The following is an 18,454-nucleotide window of genomic DNA, read 5'->3' as shown; positions in this document are numbered from 1 at the left end:
GATAGAACCCTATGAAAGCTGAATTCTGGTGCTTCCCTGTGGGGTTTCGCCGTATCCTCAAAGCCACCATGGTTTGCGCCGTGGTGGCTTCCTGCACGGAAGGGGTGTCCCCCGATGCACTGGATGCGCCAGGCGTCGATAACAAGGGGCAAGCTGAAGACAGCATAACGGTCGGAAACAGGTTGATGGCCGCCGGGGAATACGAACTGGCATTGGAATCCTTTTCCCGCGCGGCACTGGATCAGGGTATGACAACGCAGGTCCTGACCTCTTTGGGAACAGCCAATCTTGGCTTGCGGCGCTTAGGCCAGGCCGAAAAACTCCTGCGACGCGCGGTCGAAGATGAGCCGGATTGGCCCGTCGCCTGGAACAATCTCGGCGTCCTGTTGATGGAAAAACAGGAATACCCCGAGGCCGCGCAGGTTTTTCAAAGGGCATTTGCACTGGACAATGGCGAAAGTGACGCAATCCGGGACAATCTGCGCTTAGCTCTCGCAAAAATGGAAAATCCTGTTAATACTGCTCCTCAAGAACAAGAATACACACTGGAACAGCAGGGCGACGGGCAATTTACGCTCCGCAAGATCCAGAATTGAGGAAAGAGCAGTAAAGGACGCAAAAAATGCGCCAGCAATTCTTGATTCCGACTGTCATTGTCAGCGGTCTGGTCCTTTCGGCCTGTGCAAAGGAAACCGAAGAGGAAAAGGTTGAACGCACCTTTCAAGAGGTGAACGTCATTGACGAAACCAATCTGAACGAAGTTCTGCTAAGCGCCGCCGACCCGAATGAGGCCGTGACCTATTTTCATGGGGCCGCGCTCAAGAATCCGGACCGGATCGATCTTCAGCGAGGGCTGGCCATTTCGCTGGGCCGAGCCAAACGGACGACCGAGGCCGCAGCCGCCTGGAAACGCGTGACAACGATGAAGGGCACGAATACCGCGGACAAGGTCGAGTATGCGGATGCGCTGGTGCGCAGTGGTGATTGGACGCAGGCAAAGACCGTTCTGGATTCAGTTCCTCCGACATTCGAGACCTTCAAACGCTATCGCCTTGAAGCAGTGGTCGCGGACTCCCGCAAAGATTGGAAGCGGGCCGATCATTTCTATGAAACAGCCATCGGTTTGACCACCCGTCCGGGCAGCGTGATGAACAATTGGGGTTATTCGAAGCTGACCCGGGGCCAATATGCCGAGGCCGAGCGCCTGTTCTCCGACGCTATTCGTCAGGACAATTCTCTGTTCACCGCCAAGAACAATCTGGTTCTGGCCCGTTCAGCGCAGGGCAACTATAACCTGCCCGTCGTTCCAATGACACAGGTCGAGCGTGCCCGCTTGCTGAATACGATGGCGATTTCTGCGGTCAAGCAGGGCGATGTCACAACCGCCAAGAACCTGTTCCGCGAAGCCATTTCCACCCACCCGCAGCATTTCGACGAGGCGGTGCGTTCGCTTCGCGCGCTTGAAGGGGCCTGATACATGCACATCCCCGCAGCCGCTGCGGCCTGGTTTCTGCCGTTCGTGCTGCCGATTTGCTTCTACGTTGCTTTCACCGATATGCGTGAAATGCGGATCAAGAACCATGCCGTCTATGCATTAGCATTGGTCTTTATTTTGGTCGGCCTGATTGCGATCCCGCCCTGGTCCACGGGCTGGCTGGGCGGTCATCTTGGTCCGTATTCCGTGTCGTTGCCTATTTATGTCTGGCAGCTGCTTCATATCGTTGTTGTCTTGCTTTTGGGCATCATCCTGAACGCGTCAGGTGCCATGGGTGCCGGCGACGCAAAGTTCATGGCCGCAGCATCAGCCTTTGTCTGGCTGGGTGATCTCAAGGTGATGGTAATGATCTTGACCGCCTGTATTCTGGCCGCTGTTATCACACACCGACTGGCCAAACACACCCCTCTCCGGGCCATCGCACCACATTGGGAAAGCTGGGATCGCGGCAAGCAGTTTCCAATGGGGCTGGCTCTGGCTGGAACACTGGCCATGTATTTGATTTTGGGTACTGTTCTCGGATCGTAAACTATCATCAGCACGCCTTGCCATTGCCTTTGTCCCGCCACAAAGCTGGGTCATTTTTCCTCCAAACCGCCCACTTTCGGGCATTTGGCGTGACATTTTGATGAACGAGCAACGCGCATGAATATGCAGACTTCCTCTGTTATGGCCCCCCCTACCCCCAAGGGATTGGGTGAAATGAGACTTCCGCTGGTAATGATGCGGGACATTCTGCTGAAGACCGTCTTCCGCAAAAACGCCAGCACCGTTTCCGAAATCGCAGAGGCAATCTGTCTGCCCGGTTCGGTCACGCAAGAGCTGGTCGACATCGCACGCGACCAGAAGCTGCTTGAGGCGACCGGGACACTGAATGCCAACAGCGGCAACGAGATGGGCTATCAGTTGACCGATGCAGGCAAAGCCCGCGCGTTGGACGCGTTGAGCCAGTCAGAGTACTTCGGCGCGATGCCCGTGCCGCTCGATGTTTACCGCGAACAAGTCAAACGCCAGTCGATCCGGAATATTCAGGTCACACGGGAACAACTGGTTGGTGCAATGGGTCATCTGGTTCTACCCGACAGCCTGCTGGACCATCTGGGCCCTGCGGTCAGCGCCGGCCGGTCGATTCTGATGTATGGCCCTCCGGGCAACGGTAAGTCCTCGATCTCGAACGGTATCCGCGACGCGCTGGGGGACAATGTCTATGTGCCTTACGCCATTGAATATGCGGGTCAGGTGATCACGGTCTATGACCCGATCGTGCACACCGCGATCGAACAGGAGCCCGATGATCCCAATAGCCTGCGCCGCCGCAAACGTTTCGATTCGCGTTATGTGCAATGTGAACGACCCACGGTTGTGACCGGTGGTGAACTGTCGCTGAGCATGCTGGATCTGGTCTACAACCCGACCGCCCGAACTTATCAGGCCCCGTTGCAGTTGAAGTCGACCGGCGGCATCTTCATCGTGGACGACCTTGGCCGTCAGGCCGAACCGCCGCAGGCTCTGGTCAACCGTTGGATCGTTCCGCTGGAAGAGAACAAGGATATCCTCGGTCTGCAATCGGGTGAAAAGTTCGAGGTGCCCTTCGACACGCTTGTTATCTTCTCGACCAACTTCCACCCGAACGAGATCTTCGACCAAGCCGCCCTGCGCCGGATCTTCTTCAAGATCAAGATCGACGGCCCAAACCAGGAAAACTTCCTGAAGATCTTTGCCATGGTGGCCCGCAAACGCGGAATGCCGCTGGATGAGGCAGCACTGGTGCACCTGCTGAAGGTCAAATACCCGACCATCAACAACATCTACGCCAACTATCAACCGATCTTCCTGATCGATCAGATGATCTCGATCTGCGAGTTCGAAGGCATCCCCTATCAGATGAGCCCCGACCTGATCGAGCGCGCTTGGGCCAACATGTTCGTAAAAGACGAGAAAATCGTCAAATAGCGCCCTGCCAATTCCTTCTTTGGGCGAGTAATCTGTGTTCATGACGCAGATTCCCGCTTCGATTGGCGCTTGGTTTTCCTCTAAAGGCTGGTCCTTCCACCCGCATCAACAAGAGATGTTCGACCGGGCGCATGACCAAGCGACCTTGCTGATCGCCCCGACCGGCGGCGGCAAGACTATGGCCGGGTTTCTGCCCTCTCTGGTGCAGCTGGCTGACGGTGCCCATAGCGGATTGCATACGATCTATGTTTCACCGCTTAAGGCGCTGGCGGCCGATATCAAACGTAACCTGCGTTCTCCGGTGGACGAGATCGGCCTGCCAATCCGGATCGAGGATCGCACCGGTGACACTTCGGCCACGCAAAAGAAACGTCAAAGGGTCGACCCGCCCCATATCCTGCTGACCACACCTGAAAGCCTCGCACTGCTGACTTCGTACGAAGATGCTTCACGTATGTTCGATGGTGTACAGCGGATCATTGTCGATGAAATCCATGCTCTGGCCGAAAGCAAACGCGGCGATCAGTTGATGCTGGCTTTGGCGCGACTGCAACACCTCAACCCCGATCTACGTCGCGTTGGCTTGTCGGCCACTGTAGAAGACCCTGATGCAATTGCCCGCTTTCTGGCCCGCCACCCGGATCCCTGCCAGATCGTGCAGGCAGATCCCGGCCCAGACCCGGATATCCGTATGTTGGAAACGGTCGAGATGCCGCCCTGGTCCGGCGGTGGCGCAGCTTATGCAATCCCGGCGGTGCTGGAGCAAATCCGGCAACACAAAACCACGCTGATTTTTCACAATACGCGCGCGCAAGCTGAGATTTTTTTTCACAACCTGTGGCTGGCCAATGAAGACGGCCTGCCCATTGGCATCCATCACGGCAGCCTCGACCGCCAGCAACGCGAACGGGTCGAGGCGGCGATGGTCCGGGGGGATTTGCGCGCCATCGTCTGCACCGGTTCTTTGGATCTGGGCATCGACTGGGGCGATGTGGATCTGGTAATCCAGATCGGAGCACCCAAGAATGTCAAACGTCTGGTGCAACGGATCGGGCGGGCCAACCACCGCTATAACGCGCCTTCCAAGGCGCTGCTGGTGCCTGCCAACCGATTTGAAGTGGTTGAATGCGTCGCCGCGCTTGAGGCCGCAAAGGCCCATGATCTTGACGGAGAACCCCGCGGCCCCGGCCCCCGAGACGTCTTGTGTCAGCACATCCTGATTGCCACCTGTGCCGGACCGTTTGACGCCGACGATCTGTACGTCGAAATGACAGCTGCGGGGCCTTATGCGCATCTGACCCGGCCCGAGTTTGACGCATGCGTCGATTTCTGTGCCACCGGCGGTTACGCCCTGAGGATATATGACCGCTGGCAACGGCTGCAAAGACGTGCGGATGGCAAGTGGCAGTTGCGCGATCCACGTGCAGCGTCGCGCATTCGTATGAATTTAGGAACGATTCAGGACACGGACGCCCTCAAGGTACGCCTGAAGCGCAGCCGGGGTGGCAAGCCGTTGGGAGAGGTCGAAGAAGCTTTTGCAGCCTCGCTGACGCCCGGCGACACTTTTTTGATCGGCGGGCAAATCGTGCGGTATGAAGGCCTGCGTGAAATGGTGGTTGAGGTCAGCCGTCGTGCCGATCGCAAGCCCAAGATCGCGACCTTCTCGGGCACGAAATTTGCGACTTCCACCCAGCTCAGCGACCGTATTCTGCGCATGTTTGCCCAAAAGGATTGGCCGCAATTGCCACCACATACCGCGGAATGGTTGGCCTTGCAGCGCCAGATCTCGCGCCTGCCTCAGCGCGACCGTCTGCTGATTGAGAGCTTTCAAAGCGACGGTCGGGAACATCTATGCGTATACGGTTTTGCCGGTCGCAACGCGCAGCAAACACTGGGTCTGCTACTGACCAAACGGATGGAGGATACCGGCCTGGCCCCGATGGGCTTTGTTGCGACAGATTACGCAACGCTTATCTGGGGGCTGGATGCGGTCACCGATCCTACACCATTGTTTCAACGCGACGCGCTGCGCGACGGGCTGGACACTTGGTTGGCTGGCAACGCCGTCATGAAACGCACATTTCGCGCCTCTGCCACCATAGCGGGTCTGATCGAACGCAACACGGCCGGGCAACGCAAAAGCGGGCGGCAGGCTACTTTTTCATCGGATATTCTGTACGATACCCTGCTGAAACACGACCCGGATCACTTGCTTATGCAGATCACCCGCGAAGAAGCCATGCGCGGACTGGTCGATTTTGGTCGGATTGAAACGATGCTGGACCGGATCGGCGACCGCATTGATCTGCTACGGCTGGATCGCATCTCACCCCTGTCCGCCCCACTGTTCCTTGAGGTCGGAAAAGTGCCGGTCAAAGGCGCGGCAGAGGAACGCTTGCTGGCCGAAGAAAGCGCGCGCCTGTTGCAGACAGCCGGGCTCGATCAGCTTTGATCCTCTTGCGTCGGGCATAAAAACACGCCAAGAACGGATCATGAACGTGTGCGAGTTTTCCTTTGCAGGTCAGCGCCTCGGCGCTTTACCTTCCGGTGCTCTGTGGTGGCCCGAGCGCCAGTTGCTTTGTATCTCAGACCTGCACTTGGGTAAATCCGAACGTATGGCGCGGCGCGGTGGGCCTGCATTGCCCCCCTACGACACCCGAGAGACGCTGAATCGGTTGGCGAGTGACTTGGAGCGCACCAACGCCGAAACTGTACTGTGTCTGGGTGACAGCTTTGACGACCTTGAAGCCGCGCAAGCGTTGCCTACAACCGAAAAGCTTCGGATCGCGGCCTTGCAGGCCGGACGCAAATGGATATGGATCGAAGGTAACCACGACCCCGGACCGATTGAGCTGGGCGGCACCCATCTATTCGAATGGCGCTGCGGTCCAATGGTCTTTCGCCATATCGCAGAGGACCAAGCGCAAGGAGAGGTTTCCGGCCATTATCATCCAAAAGCGCAGATCAGGGTAAAAGGGCGGCACATTTCACGACCCGCCTTTTTGTTAGATAAAAAACGGCTGATCCAGCCTGCCTACGGTGCTTTCACGGGTGGGTTGCGCAGTTCTGATCAAGTTCTAGCGGATCTCATGGACCAGAACGCCATGGCTATTCTGACCGGCCCGCACCCGCAGATGATACCGATGCCGCGCTAGCGTCAGATCAAACCGTCCTGTTCCAACATCGGTTTATACTTGCGGCTGACCGGAACCAGATCGCCGTTGACCAGCTTAAGAAAGGTCTTGCCGCCTGTTTTCTCGACACCCACGATCGCGGCGTCTGTCACCCAATGTGAGCGATGCGAACAATGGCCCGGAACCAGCTCCATCTCGGCAATGGCGTCCGTGAACCGCGACCGGAGTGTGAATATCCCATCCGAGGTCACTACATCCACGTTATGATCCCGCACGGTAAGGCGATAGATCTGACCGTCAAAGCCGGGTGGAAGGCGTCTGACAAGGCGTGGCTGCTCTGCCTTAGGCACGGCTGCTTTCGCAGTGGTTGGGTCATTGCGTTGCACAAAAACCAAGCCTGCGGCCAGCAGCGCCCCATAGACGGCAACCGTTTGCGCACCCGGAGCCATCTGCCCCCCAAACGTAAACAGAATCCAGGCCAACAACCACAGCGAGGGCGTAAACAACGCGAGGATCAACCCAGCGTAAGCCAGATCGCGAAGGGGAATTCTTAACAAAGCAGGATTGTTTTGCATGAGTTTTCGGGCCAGCCCCGTCACCGTAAGTGCAAGAACCATGACCCCGGTCCAAAACAGAAGCCGCAACCCAAAGCTCAGTTCAAACGCAAGAAAGGGCGGAAACGCATATGCCAGCAAGGGAAGGAATACCACGCCCGCTGTCACTCGATGCGGAGTACATGCACTTCGTATCGCACTTAGTTTTGACGTCATACTGCTTTTGAATGTGCTTAACCCAAGCGCGAACGGCACTAAGGCATTGTGACCTGTAAACAAACGAGAAAACAGGAATATCACGATTTTTCAAGCTGTAAAACCCTATCCGGGTTCGTGGCCACAACGTCTCTGGCCAGCCGGGCCAGTCATAGTGACCCCGCGCGCAGTGTCGGGCCGATTGGAACGGCCCGACCTGAGGTGTTTATGCCGTCAAGCCTTCAGGCTCTGGCAGGCCGTTTGAGCGGCAGCAGGCGGTCAATGTGTTGGCCAGCAGACATGCGATGGTCATCGGACCTACGCCACCTGGAACCGGAGTGATCGCACCCGCGCGCTCAGCCGCGCTGGCGTAATCCACGTCGCCGACCAGCTTGTTCTTGCCGTCGCGCTCGATGCGGTTAATACCCACGTCGATCACCGTGGCACCTTCCTTGATCCAGTCACCCGGCACCATCTCAGGACGGCCTACAGCGGCTACAACGATGTCAGCACGGCGCACGACGTCGGGCAAGTCCTTGGTGCGCGAGTGTGCGATGGTCACCGTGCAGCTGTCACCCAGCAAAAGCTGCGCCATTGGCTTGCCCACGATGTTCGAGCGGCCGATTACAACTGCGTCCATGCCCGACAGCGAGCCATTGTGGTCGCGCAGCATCATCAGACAGCCCAGCGGTGTGCAGGGCACCATCGATTTCTGGCCGGTGCCCAGCAGGCCCACGTTCGAGATGTGGAAGCCATCGACATCCTTGGCCGGGTCGATTGAGTTGATCACCAGATCTTCGTTCAGGTGCTTGGGCAGCGGCAGCTGAACCAGAATGCCATGAACGGCAGGGGCGTTGTTCAGTTTGTCGATCAACGCCAGCAGATCCTCTTCCGAGGTCTCCACATCCAGCTTGTGCTCGTATGAGTTCATACCGACTTCGACAGTCATCTTGCCCTTTGACCGGACATAGACTTGGCTGGCCGGGTCTTCGCCGACCAGAACCACGGCCAGGCCGGGGGTGATGCCGTTTTCTTCTTTCAGCTTTGCGACCTGATCGGCCACTTGCCCGCGTACTTTCGCGGCAAAGGCTTTACCGTCGATAACCTGAGCTACCATTCTTCGATCCCTTCTTTCAAAAAACAGATCGGGCGCACAAAGCGCCCGATCAGTCAGTCGATGCCAATCACGCGCTCTTCGCGCGCAATCGACCAGTCAATCAAAATACGCCACAGCTTTTCAGCCAGATCCGGGTCCATCCCCAGCGCGTCCGAGCTTGCGCGCACACGTTGCACCACCTCTTCGACGCGGGCCGGTATTCGGGCCGGAAGGCCCTCTCCCGGCTTAAGCTGGGACGCGCGGTCGATATAGCTGGCGCGTGTCACCAGCATCTCGATCAGTTGGCGATCCAGCTTGTCGATCTCAACCCGCAGGTCCTGCATCGTGTTACAGTGCTGGGGCGGTGTCAGAGTGGGCATTATCATCTCCTCATGGCCCGGGAATGAATCCCCGGACCACGAGATGGTTCAAAAAGCGGCTTAGAACAAGCCCTCGATCTCACCTGCGTCGTTAAGGCAGATGGTTTCAGCAGCCGGTTTGCGAGGCAGACCAGGCATGGTCATGATCTCACCGCAGACAACCACGATGAAACCGGCACCTGCGGACAGGCGAACCTCACGCACCGGAACCGAATGGCCGGTCGGTGCGCCGCGCAGGGTCGGGTCGGTCGAGAAGCTGTACTGCGTTTTCGCCATGCAGACCGGCAGATTGCCATAACCTGCTTCTTCCCACTCGCGCAGCTGGTTGCGGATCTTGTTGTCGGCCAGAACCTCGTCCGCGCGATAGATGCGCTTGGCGACAGTTTCGATCTTCTCGAACAGCGGCATGTCGTCGGGGTAGATCGGCGAGAAGTTGGCGCTGCCACCTTCAACGATTTCCACAACTTTCTCGGCCAGCGGAGCGGACCCTTCCGAGCCCAGTTCCCAGTGACGTGACAGAACCGCCTCGACGCCATGCTCGGCACAATACTCGCTGACTGCCTGCACCTCGGAATCGGTGTCGGTGACGAAGTGGTTGATGGCGACGACAACCGGTACACCGAAGGACTTCACGTTCTCGATGTGACGGCCCAGGTTGGCACAGCCCGACTTGACCGCGTCGACGTTTTCCGCACCCAGATCAGCCTTGGCAACGCCGCCGTTCATCTTCATCGCGCGTACGGTGGCGACCAGAACAACAGCCGACGGTGCGATGCCCGCCTTGCGGCATTTGATGTTCATGAACTTCTCGGCACCAAGGTCGGCACCAAAGCCAGCTTCGGTCACAACATAGTCAGCGACTTTCAGCGCGGTCTTGGTTGCGATAACCGAGTTACAGCCATGCGCGATGTTCGCGAAGGGCCCACCGTGGACAAACGCCGGGTTGTTTTCCAGCGTCTGCACCAGATTCGGCTGCATGGCATCTTTCAGCAGAACAGTCATCGCGCCTTCGGCCTTGATGTCGCGGCAATAGACCGGGGTTTTGTCCCGGCGATAAGCAACGATGATGTCGCCCAGACGCTTTTCCAGGTCTTTCAGGTCATTGGCCAGGCACAGGATCGCCATAACTTCCGACGCCACGGTGATGTCAAAGCCAGTCTCACGCGGGAAGCCGTTCGAAACACCACCCAGAGACGCCGTGATCTGACGCAGGGCGCGATCGTTCATGTCGACCACCCGACGCCATGCAACGCGGCGTACGTCGATCTCGGCTTCGTTGCCCCAATAGATGTGGTTGTCGATCATCGCCGACAGAAGCGAGTGAGCCGAGGTGATGGCGTGGAAGTCGCCGGTGAAGTGCAGGTTCATTTCTTCCATCGGAACAACCTGTGCGTAACCGCCACCTGCAGCGCCACCCTTCATGCCGAAGTTCGGGCCAAGCGAGGCTTCGCGGATACAGATCATCGCGTTCTTGCCGATGCGGTTCAGGCCGTCACCCAGACCAACGGTCGTGGTGGTTTTACCTTCACCTGCCGGGGTTGGGTTGATCGCGGTCACGAGGATCAGTTTGCCGTCTTCACGGTCCTGAACCGAGTTGATGAAGTCCTGGCTGACTTTGGCTTTGTCGTGGCCATAAGGCAGCAGATCCGCAGAGTCGATGCCGATCTTGGCACCGATTTCCTGAATCGGCTTTTTGTTCGCTTCACGAGCGATTTCGATGTCGGATTTGTAGCTCATTGGCCGGGGTCCTTGATTGAATACCGTGCATAGCCGACGCAGAACGCCGGCGCTGCGCATCCATACCCTTGTGTACAATCTCAATAGCCATGGATTCCGACATTCTGGTGTCGTGAAGCGTCGTAAGGCCGCTTCAGGGGTTTCTAATCGGAAACCAAAGCGGACAAAGGAGCCCAGTCGGGCTGATCGGGAACAAATAAATTCAACTGATCTCCCACCTGAACACGTCCGGGACGTTCGACCCAGCCGGTGATGCCCCGACGCCCAACCGCCGAAGGTTTGAACGCAACGCCGTGCCCGGGCTGATCCGCCTCGATTTCGCGCCCTGGCAAAACGCAAGGCGCGTTTTCCATGTCCACGGTTATCGTCAGACCACCGCTGACCTGCAAACGCGACGACGGGGGGATATGTGAAAAATCAGGAATACCCTTTAGTACGATTGACGCGCCGAGATATGAAGGGGCCAACACGTCCAGACCTATCTCTTGCGCGATCTGGTCAAGCTCTTCCGCTGACAGAACCGACAACTGACGTACGTTACGGATTTCCGTTCCTGTGGGATAGAGGTTCTTGACCCGCACGCAGGATGCTCGATTGAACCCCGCGTGCCGTTCTCCTGACGCTCCGTCAAAATCTAAATCCAATGCCTGGACCGATTCAGCCCGTAGCGACTGCCCGGCAAGGACATAACCCAGCCAGACCACTTCGCCTACGTATTCCGTTTCACGCAAAAATGGCATTCCCGCATCCCTTTTCCGCTGGAGTTCAATGGGCATAATGCCCAGCAAACGCCTGATGAAAAGAGAAAAGACCCGAGCCTTGGCTCGGGTCTTTGGTACCTATGTGGTCGGTTCAGGCTCCATCCCGCCGTCGGGCGGTGATTTCTTGGCCTTTGTCTTGGGAATGGCCGTGACACTGGGCGCGCTGCCCTCATCCGGTTTGTCGCCTTCGTCGTCGCCTTCGGTCGGCGATTCGCCATTCATGACGCGCTTGATCTCCTCACCGGTCAGAGTTTCATACTCCAGCAGGCCCTGTGCCAAACGCTCCCATTCCTCATTCTTTTCGGTGAGAATCTGATGCGCGCGCTCATATCCTTGCTGGATCAGGCGCTTAACCTCTTCCTCGATCATTTCCTTCGTGTTGGCGGAAACCGAGAATCCGGCGGTATTGCCTGAATAGCCCTCATGCGCCTCGGCATAGTCGATATTACCGACCTTGTCGGACATCCCCCAGCGCATCACCATGGCGCGCGACAGCTGGCTGGCCTGCATGATGTCACCAGCCGGACCGTTCGAAACGTGATCTTCACCGTATCTGATAACTTCGGCGGCCTTACCGGCCATCGTCATTGCCAGCTTTTGCTCGCACTCATCGCGGTGGTAGTTCAACTGATCCATCTCAGGCAGGCTGACAACCATGCCCAACGCACCGCCGCGCGGAATGATCGTCGCCTTGTAGACCGGATCGCACAGCGGCAGGGACATACCAACAACGGCATGGCCAGCTTCGTGATAGGCAGTCTTTTCTTTTTGGTCCTGTGTCAGAACCATCGAGCGCCGCTCGGCCCCCATCATCACCTTGTCTTTGGCGTTCTCGAAATCTTCCATGGTGACAAAGCGACGACCAACGCGGGCGGCCATCAGCGCGGCCTCGTTCACGAGGTTGGCCAGATCAGCACCCGAGAAGCCCGGCGTCCCGCGCGCGATGATGCGAAGGTCGACATCGGGACCAAGCGGTGTCTTGCGCGCATGCACGCCCAGGATCTTCTCACGACCTTTGATGTCCGGGTTACCAACAGTCACGTTGCGGTCGAATCGGCCCGGACGCAGCAGCGCGGGGTCCAGAACGTCCTTACGGTTGGTCGCGGCCAGAATGATCACACCTTCGTTGGCTTCGAACCCGTCCATTTCTACCAGCAACTGGTTGAGGGTCTGTTCGCGTTCATCGTTACCCCCGCCATAACCGGCACCACGATGGCGGCCCACGGCGTCGATCTCGTCGATAAAGACGATACAGGGCGCATTCTTCTTGGCCTGCTCGAACATGTCGCGCACTCGGCTCGCACCGACACCCACGAACATTTCAACAAAATCGGAACCCGAAATGGTGAAGAACGGCACACCCGCTTCACCCGCAATCGCGCGAGCCAGCAGCGTCTTACCGGTACCCGGAGGGCCAACCAGCAACGCGCCTTTTGGGATCTTGCCGCCAAGACGGCTGAACTTCTGCGGGTTGCGCAGGAATTCAACGATCTCTTCCAGTTCTTCCTTGGCCTCATCAATGCCGGCCACGTCATCAAACGTCACACGGCCATGCTTTTCGGTCAGCATCTTGGCCTTGGATTTGCCAAAGCCCATCGCGCCGCCTTTGCCGCCGCCCTGCATCCGGTTCATGAAATAAACCCAGACGCCAATCAGCAGCAGGAAGGGCAGAAGCGTGATCAGGAAGGATTGGAAGCCTGACTGCTGTTGCTTGACCGCTTGAACAGGGATGTTCTCGTCGATCAGCAGCTTTGTTACCTCGGCGTCGGTCGGTTTGATCGTGACATAAGTTGCACCGCTTTCAGTGGAGTAGCGAATCTGCTCGCCATCCAATGTCACGTTCTTGACTTCACCGCTTTGCACGGCGCTGACAAAGTCGGAGTAAGTTCTTTCGTTGCTCTGAAGCGTTCCGCCTGATCCACTGAACAGATTGAACAGTGCCAGAATAAGCAGAAACAGAACGACCCAAAACGCGATATTGCGAGCGTTGCCCAAGGAAAATCTCCCAAAAGTTCCGGCAGGTGAGAAGCTGCCAAGTTACTTCTTAAAATAGAGAGGATTGTGGTATGTTCAATGCGATAAAAAAGATGCGTAGAACTCAGGCCATTCCGGTGCAATGTCGGCCTGCCATCCGTTCGCCAGGCCCGCAAGCGGAGCAGCCAGCACCGATTCGCCCTTCCAGACAGCAGGCGTTGCGCTCAGAGCAAGTCGGGGGCGTCCCGTTTCGCGCCATTCCGGCACCTGTCGCAACCCGTCATCGCCCAAGGCTCGGATTTCAGCACCGACAGTTGCGGGCCCGCTGACGCTCCATTTTCCATCCCATACGTCGCCGGGTGCGATCATCTGGTCCTGCACGGCCTTAAATTCCCTGCAAATCCAAACACTCTCACCTTTTGGAACCAATAGACACCCAGCAACCGACCCGGCCCGTCCTTTCGCCAAAGCATCCATCGCTTGCCCGACCGCGGCCTGACGTGGGGGATATCCCTGTCCCGCGATCCAGGCGAGAATCCCAACCAGAACACGGCGGCGGATTTCTTTGGGCAGCGCGGAGAAACCGACCCTGTCCACCTTCACGTCACTTTGAACAACCTGCGCCACGTTCCGCGCGGATTCCTGCGCAAAAACCCCTAACGCCGCATGTGCCTGCGCCAGATTGTCCGCCACTCGAGACAATGAAAGCGCATCAATTCCCAAGGGTTCGAGGCCGCACAAGGCGTCACGCGCCTTGATCCGGTCGAAACGTGTGTCCTGATTCGAAGGATCTTCAACCCATGACGCGTTGTTCTCAATCAAGTAGGCACGCAGGGCGTCTCGGGTCATCCCCAGCATCGGACGCAGCAGTGTCAGGCCGTCCAGTTGACGACTTGCCGACATGCCGGACAGGCCCGTGACACCAGAGGATCGCCCCAAGCGCATCAGCAGAGTTTCCGCCTGATCATCTGCTGTATGCCCCAAGGCGATGGCACCAATTCCACGGTCTCTTGCCCAGTTGCTCATTAAGCTATACCGCGCCTGTCGCGCTTGATCCTGCATGTTGCCGGCCCCGTCCCAGCCCGCCCAACGCAACGTCTCGTGCGACAGACCCAAGGCAGAGGCCTGCCGAGATACACTCTCAGCCTCCTGTGCAGCCTCGGGCCGCAACCCATGATCAACGGTAACGATAAAAAGAGTAGTCATTTGGGTCTGTGCGACCTCATGCAACAGATGCATCAGGGCCACGGAATCCCCGCCGCCCGAGACCGCTACACCCAATTTGCGCGGCAAGTTTTCGGGCAACCGGGCGCGAAGTTCTTCAAGCAACTTGTCGGAGTGACGGCTCAAGAACACCCCAACGCGGACATCTCTTGCGTGGCATTGGCAAACGCCGGTGCAGAAGGAAAGCGCACACCAACTTCGTTGAGCGTGATGCAGGCCTGATCGGTCTGCCCCAGACGCCCCAGCGCTGCGCCCAGTTCATACAAGGCCTCTGGTGCAAATGCGCCCTCAGAATCGCCAGTGAAGCTGGCCAAAAACGCACGTGCCGCTTCGCGAGTATCGCCAAGACCTTCCAGCGCATGACCACGTTTCAGATTAGCCTCTGGGGCAAGGGGACTGCCGGGATAGGATGTTTCGAATTGCGCAAGCAGGTCAGCCGCAGTCTGAAAATCGCCATCATCCAAAGCTTTTGAGGCTGCGTCAAAATCCTCACGCTCACCAACGGCCAACTCACCCTGATCCGATGACGGGGGTGTTACAACGTTTACCGGACCTGTTTCCGTGGTCGCTGCATCACCACCCAGCGTTGAGGTCTCTTCCAGCGTCGACAAATCTCCGCCTTCCAATTCGACTAGCCGGAACTCCAGATCACCAATGCGGTTGGTGCCGTCGGTAACAATATTCTGCACCCGCTGGTTCAACTGTTCTGTTTGACGGGTCAGGCGCTGCAATTCGGCTTCAATGGCATCGACCCGTTCCAGGATCGAACTGCCGGACAGGTTCGGTGCGGGCGATCCCGTGGTGGAAAACTCGCGCTTCAGACGCTGAATCTCCACATGCAACACAGTCAGCTCCTGACGAATATCCGCCAGAGTCTGCTGATCCTGTGCCTGTGCAACACCAGCAGTCGTCATGACCGCCGCCAAAACCCATCCTGTAATACGCATCGTCTTACCCCAGAGTTGAACCGGTCAGCACAGTCACCGCGCGGCGGTTCTTGGAATAACATTCCTCAACGCTGCAAATCTCGATCGGACGTTCCTTGCCATAGCTGACAGTGTTGAGGCGGTTACCCGCAACTCCACGCGAAATCAGGTATTCGCGCGCGGCGTTCGCCCGGCGCGCACCCAGCGCCAGGTTATATTCCCGCGTGCCCTGCTCATCTGCGTGCCCTTCGATGGTGGCCACAAAGTCCGGATTGGCCAACAGCCATTCCGCCTGCCCTTGCAGCATGGTTTGCCCCTGCGGCGACAGGGTCGACTGATCAACAGCGAACAGAACACGGTCGCCAACAGTCTGCTGGAAATACGCGGGCGAACGCGGGTCGCTCGGCGAACCCGGTACGATTGCGCCGGTTCCACCTGCACCACCGCCCCCCAATGCGGAGGGGTCATTGTTTGCACAGGCAGCGATCACACTCAGCGCGCCCAGCGCCAGGACTTTGCTCAATACGTTCATTTCAAGTGCCTCGTGTTTTGATTATTGCCGCCTGTCTACCACAGGCGCGATTCGTTGTGAACTTTGCTGCGATCAATTCTGCAAGGGCCCCCATGACGGGTCGCTGCCACCATCCGGCGTGCGCACCGGGCGCAGGTTTCGACCCGATATATCCACAGAATACAGCGAGGCACGGCCGCTCGCCCCCTGCGTTTCGCGGGTGAACATGATGACGCGGCCATTGGGCGACCAGGTGGGGCCTTCGTCGAGGAACGATGCCGTCAATAACCGCTCTTCCGACCCGTCTGTTCGCATGACGCCAATATGGAACCGGCCTTTGTTCTGCTTGGTAAAGGCGATCAAGTCGCCGCGCGGTGACCAGACGGGTGTGCCATAGCGCCCCGCGCCAAAGCTGATCCGCGTCGCCTCACCCCCGTTTGCGGGCATCACATAAAGCTGCGGCGTGCCGGAACGGTCGCTCTCAAAAACAATCAGACTACCATCCGGGGAATAGCTGGGCGCTGTCTCGATCGCGGGAGTGTTGGTCAGGCGCGTGCTTTGACCCGAGGCCAGATCCATCTTCCACAGATCCGTGTTACCGCCCTGAATAAGCGAGTACACGATCGATCGCCCATCCGGCGAGAAGCGGGGCGAAAAGCTCATAGTGCCGTCCTGGGTTTTGAGTTCCTGCCGTTTGACGCGTCCTACATCCAGAACATAGATGCGTGGGCTACCGCTTTCGTAGCTGGTATAAAGCAGCCGGTCGCCTGTCGGCGAAAAGCGCGGTGCAAGCACGATGGCAGAACTGTCAGTCAGGTACTGCACATTCGCACCATCATAGTCCATGATTGCCAACCGCTTGAGGCGCTGATTCTTGGGGCCGCTTTCCGACACAAAGGCTACGCGGCTGTCGAAATAGCCACCTTCGCCCGTGATCCGGCTATAGACCTGATCAGCCACCTTATGCGCCATACGGCGCCAGCCTTCGGTCGTGCCTGCCAGTTGCAGGCCAGTGCCCAGTTCTTGCCCCGAGAACACATCCCAAACACGGAACCGGACCGTCAATCGCTTGCCCGAGACATTGACCGCTCCGGTGACCAGCGCATCGGCATTTATCGCTTTCCAATCGGCGAATTGAACCGGCGCCTCAAAACTGCTGACCCGACTGATGAACGCATCCGATGAGATTTCACGGAACAACCCCGTCCCGGTCAGGTCCTCCGCCACCACGCGCGAAATATCCTGCGCATATTGCGCGGCAGAGGGGCCATCGGGCACGAAATTGGGAACCGCAAAGGGCAAAGGTTCGATAATACCCTGATCCAGCTCCAGTCGCAGAGGGCTGTTCTGGGCATAAACCGGCGCGGACATCAGCGTCAGGCCGACAAAGAGGCTGGTCAGAAGTTTCATCATTTGATCCGCATCCTCTCGGGATTGAATGTAATCTCAACATCCTGCCACTGAGCGTATTTGTCAGCAGGCAGGTCATATCCTTTGGCCCCGCAGCGTAAAATTGCGCGCCGGGCGGCCTGATAAGCCTGATTGGCAGCACCAGAGGACCCGCCGGAACTGTCCAGCATCCGAATACTGCCATCTACAACTGTACCATCTCGGTTCAGCGAAAACGCGACAACAACCACCGTACTCAGCGCATCCGTAGACAGTGAACCCACGTTCCAGCACCTGGACACGGCCAGTCGCATTGCATCCTTCTCACCGCTGGTGAGCGGAGGGCCCGAGGGCTCGGTGCCAGCACCCAAAGCCTCAGCCAAGGCGTCGTTGATCGCGGTCTCATCAGCCTGCGCCTCAGGTTCCGGAGCCGCCTCGGGCGTTTCTGCAATTTCCGGTTCGGGTGGCGGACTGGGCCGGTTGGGGCGCGTGCGCGGGCGAGGCGAACTGAGCAGAGGCTCCTTAGTCTCTTCCGCTTCGGTTACAATCTCAGGCGCGGCCTCTTCCGGTGCAGTCTGGTCTTGCTGCTCCTGCTGCACCTCAGCACCCTCATCCAAGGACACAGGAGGTGATTCAAACTCATCCGGCTTTGCCTCGGGCGGTGCAGGAGCAATCGCTTCGGGCGCGACACGGTCAGCGGGACGTGGCTGCGCCTCGGGTTCTGGCTGCACGGGCTGTGCAACAGGTTCCACCTCCGGCTCGGTCAACGAGGGCGGTTCTTCCGGAAGCTCGGGCTCTGGCGGGGCTTCGACGATAACGGGCGCGGGTTCAGGGTCGGGTTCTGCAGGCACCACGGGTTCGGAGCGCGGCTGTTCCTCAACCACCGGCTCCGGCGGTCTGGTTTCGGCCTGCTCGGGCTCGGGCGGTTGTTGCAAAGCGGCCGGCACCTCGGAAACATCAGGCGCATCGCGCTGCGCAGTCATGGCTGCAAACTGTTCAGCGGTAATCACGGAGACATCCTGTACGGCCATCGGCAACGGCTCGGACCGAAAGGTACCACCCAAAAGTGCCACGCCAATCAGACTGACATGCGCAATCGCCGAAATCTTGGTGCCGGTATCCACC

General features: G+C 58.2%; 17 protein-coding genes. 6 read left to right on the top strand and 11 right to left on the bottom strand.

The annotated features are described in order from the left end of the window. The first annotated feature begins 11 nt into the window (after positions 1-11). From ALB80_RS06260 to pdeM, 6 genes are all read left to right on the top strand, one after another. Complete coding sequence (locus ALB80_RS06260) at positions 12-596, top strand: tetratricopeptide repeat protein (protein ID WP_371255957.1); 585 nt, start codon at positions 12-14, stop codon at positions 594-596. 26 nt (positions 597-622) lie between these two features. Continuing rightward, positions 623-1,474, top strand: a complete 852-nt coding sequence (locus tag ALB80_RS06255; protein ID WP_050603182.1) for a lipopolysaccharide assembly protein LapB — start codon at positions 623-625, stop codon at positions 1,472-1,474. Between the two features lie 3 nt (positions 1,475-1,477). Further along, on the top strand, positions 1,478-2,023 hold the full coding sequence (locus ALB80_RS06250) for a prepilin peptidase (protein ID WP_050603181.1): 546 nt from the start codon (positions 1,478-1,480) through the stop codon (positions 2,021-2,023). Positions 2,024-2,140: 117 nt separating this feature from the next. Next, positions 2,141-3,448 (top strand): ATPase, encoded by a 1,308-nt coding sequence (locus ALB80_RS06245; protein WP_050603180.1) that lies wholly within the window; start codon positions 2,141-2,143, stop codon positions 3,446-3,448. Between the two features lie 40 nt (positions 3,449-3,488). Further along, positions 3,489-5,900, top strand: a complete 2,412-nt coding sequence (locus tag ALB80_RS06240; protein WP_050603179.1) for a ligase-associated DNA damage response DEXH box helicase — start codon at positions 3,489-3,491, stop codon at positions 5,898-5,900. A 40-nt stretch (positions 5,901-5,940) separates the two neighbouring features. Continuing rightward, on the top strand, positions 5,941-6,603 hold the full coding sequence (gene pdeM / locus ALB80_RS06235) for a ligase-associated DNA damage response endonuclease PdeM (RefSeq protein ID WP_050603178.1): 663 nt from the start codon (positions 5,941-5,943) through the stop codon (positions 6,601-6,603). 2 nt (positions 6,604-6,605) lie between these two features. Here the strand turns inward: pdeM and ALB80_RS06230 are convergent, their stop codons facing one another. The 11 genes from ALB80_RS06230 to ALB80_RS06180 all read right to left on the bottom strand — a co-directional run bounded on the left by ALB80_RS06230 (position 6,606) and on the right by ALB80_RS06180 (position 18,453). Continuing rightward, entirely contained in the window at positions 6,606-7,292 is a 687-nt protein-coding gene (locus ALB80_RS06230; protein WP_253276828.1) for a LytTR family DNA-binding domain-containing protein, read from the bottom strand. A 265-nt stretch (positions 7,293-7,557) separates the two neighbouring features. Next, complete coding sequence (gene folD, locus ALB80_RS06225; protein WP_050603176.1) at positions 7,558-8,448, bottom strand: bifunctional methylenetetrahydrofolate dehydrogenase/methenyltetrahydrofolate cyclohydrolase FolD; 891 nt, start codon at positions 8,446-8,448, stop codon at positions 7,558-7,560. A 53-nt stretch (positions 8,449-8,501) separates the two neighbouring features. Then, positions 8,502-8,807, bottom strand: a complete 306-nt coding sequence (locus ALB80_RS06220) for a chorismate mutase (RefSeq protein WP_050603175.1) — start codon at positions 8,805-8,807, stop codon at positions 8,502-8,504. A gap of 60 nt (positions 8,808-8,867) precedes the next feature. Beyond that, positions 8,868-10,544, bottom strand: coding sequence for a formate--tetrahydrofolate ligase (locus ALB80_RS06215; protein ID WP_050603174.1), 1,677 nt, complete (start codon positions 10,542-10,544; stop codon positions 8,868-8,870). 143 nt (positions 10,545-10,687) lie between these two features. Beyond that, the gene (locus tag ALB80_RS06210; RefSeq protein WP_050603173.1) at positions 10,688-11,284 is read right to left on the bottom strand and encodes an MOSC domain-containing protein; all 597 of its coding nucleotides are present in this window, start codon (positions 11,282-11,284) and stop codon (positions 10,688-10,690) included. A 99-nt stretch (positions 11,285-11,383) separates the two neighbouring features. After that, on the bottom strand, positions 11,384-13,300 hold the full coding sequence (ftsH, locus tag ALB80_RS06205) for an ATP-dependent zinc metalloprotease FtsH (protein ID WP_050603172.1): 1,917 nt from the start codon (positions 13,298-13,300) through the stop codon (positions 11,384-11,386). Positions 13,301-13,375: 75 nt separating this feature from the next. Continuing rightward, positions 13,376-14,635, bottom strand: a complete 1,260-nt coding sequence (gene tilS / locus ALB80_RS06200; protein ID WP_253276827.1) for a tRNA lysidine(34) synthetase TilS — start codon at positions 14,633-14,635, stop codon at positions 13,376-13,378. Beyond that, the gene (gene ybgF / locus ALB80_RS06195; RefSeq protein ID WP_050603170.1) at positions 14,626-15,450 is read right to left on the bottom strand and encodes a tol-pal system protein YbgF; all 825 of its coding nucleotides are present in this window, start codon (positions 15,448-15,450) and stop codon (positions 14,626-14,628) included. Before ybgF ends, tilS begins: the two co-directional genes overlap by 10 nt. 4 nt (positions 15,451-15,454) lie before the next feature. After that, positions 15,455-15,961 carry a peptidoglycan-associated lipoprotein Pal gene (gene pal / locus ALB80_RS06190; protein ID WP_050603169.1) on the bottom strand — a complete coding sequence of 169 codons (507 nt, stop codon included), beginning with the start codon at positions 15,959-15,961 and terminating at the stop codon, positions 15,455-15,457. Positions 15,962-16,033: 72 nt separating this feature from the next. Beyond that, on the bottom strand, positions 16,034-17,353 hold the full coding sequence (gene tolB / locus ALB80_RS06185; RefSeq protein WP_050603168.1) for a Tol-Pal system beta propeller repeat protein TolB: 1,320 nt from the start codon (positions 17,351-17,353) through the stop codon (positions 16,034-16,036). After that, a complete protein-coding gene (locus ALB80_RS06180; protein WP_050603167.1) occupies positions 17,350-18,453 on the bottom strand; it encodes an energy transducer TonB in 1,104 nt (367 codons plus the stop codon). The genes tolB and ALB80_RS06180 overlap by 4 nt, the downstream gene beginning before the upstream one ends. Between the last annotated feature and the right edge of the window lies 1 nt (position 18,454).

It is taken from the genome of Ruegeria sp. 6PALISEP08 (assembly GCF_001238295.1).
GTDB lineage: Bacteria > Pseudomonadota > Alphaproteobacteria > Rhodobacterales > Rhodobacteraceae > Ruegeria.
The sequence above is the reverse complement of the archived record's forward strand: the minus strand, read 5'-3'. Positions and strand labels throughout refer to the sequence as shown.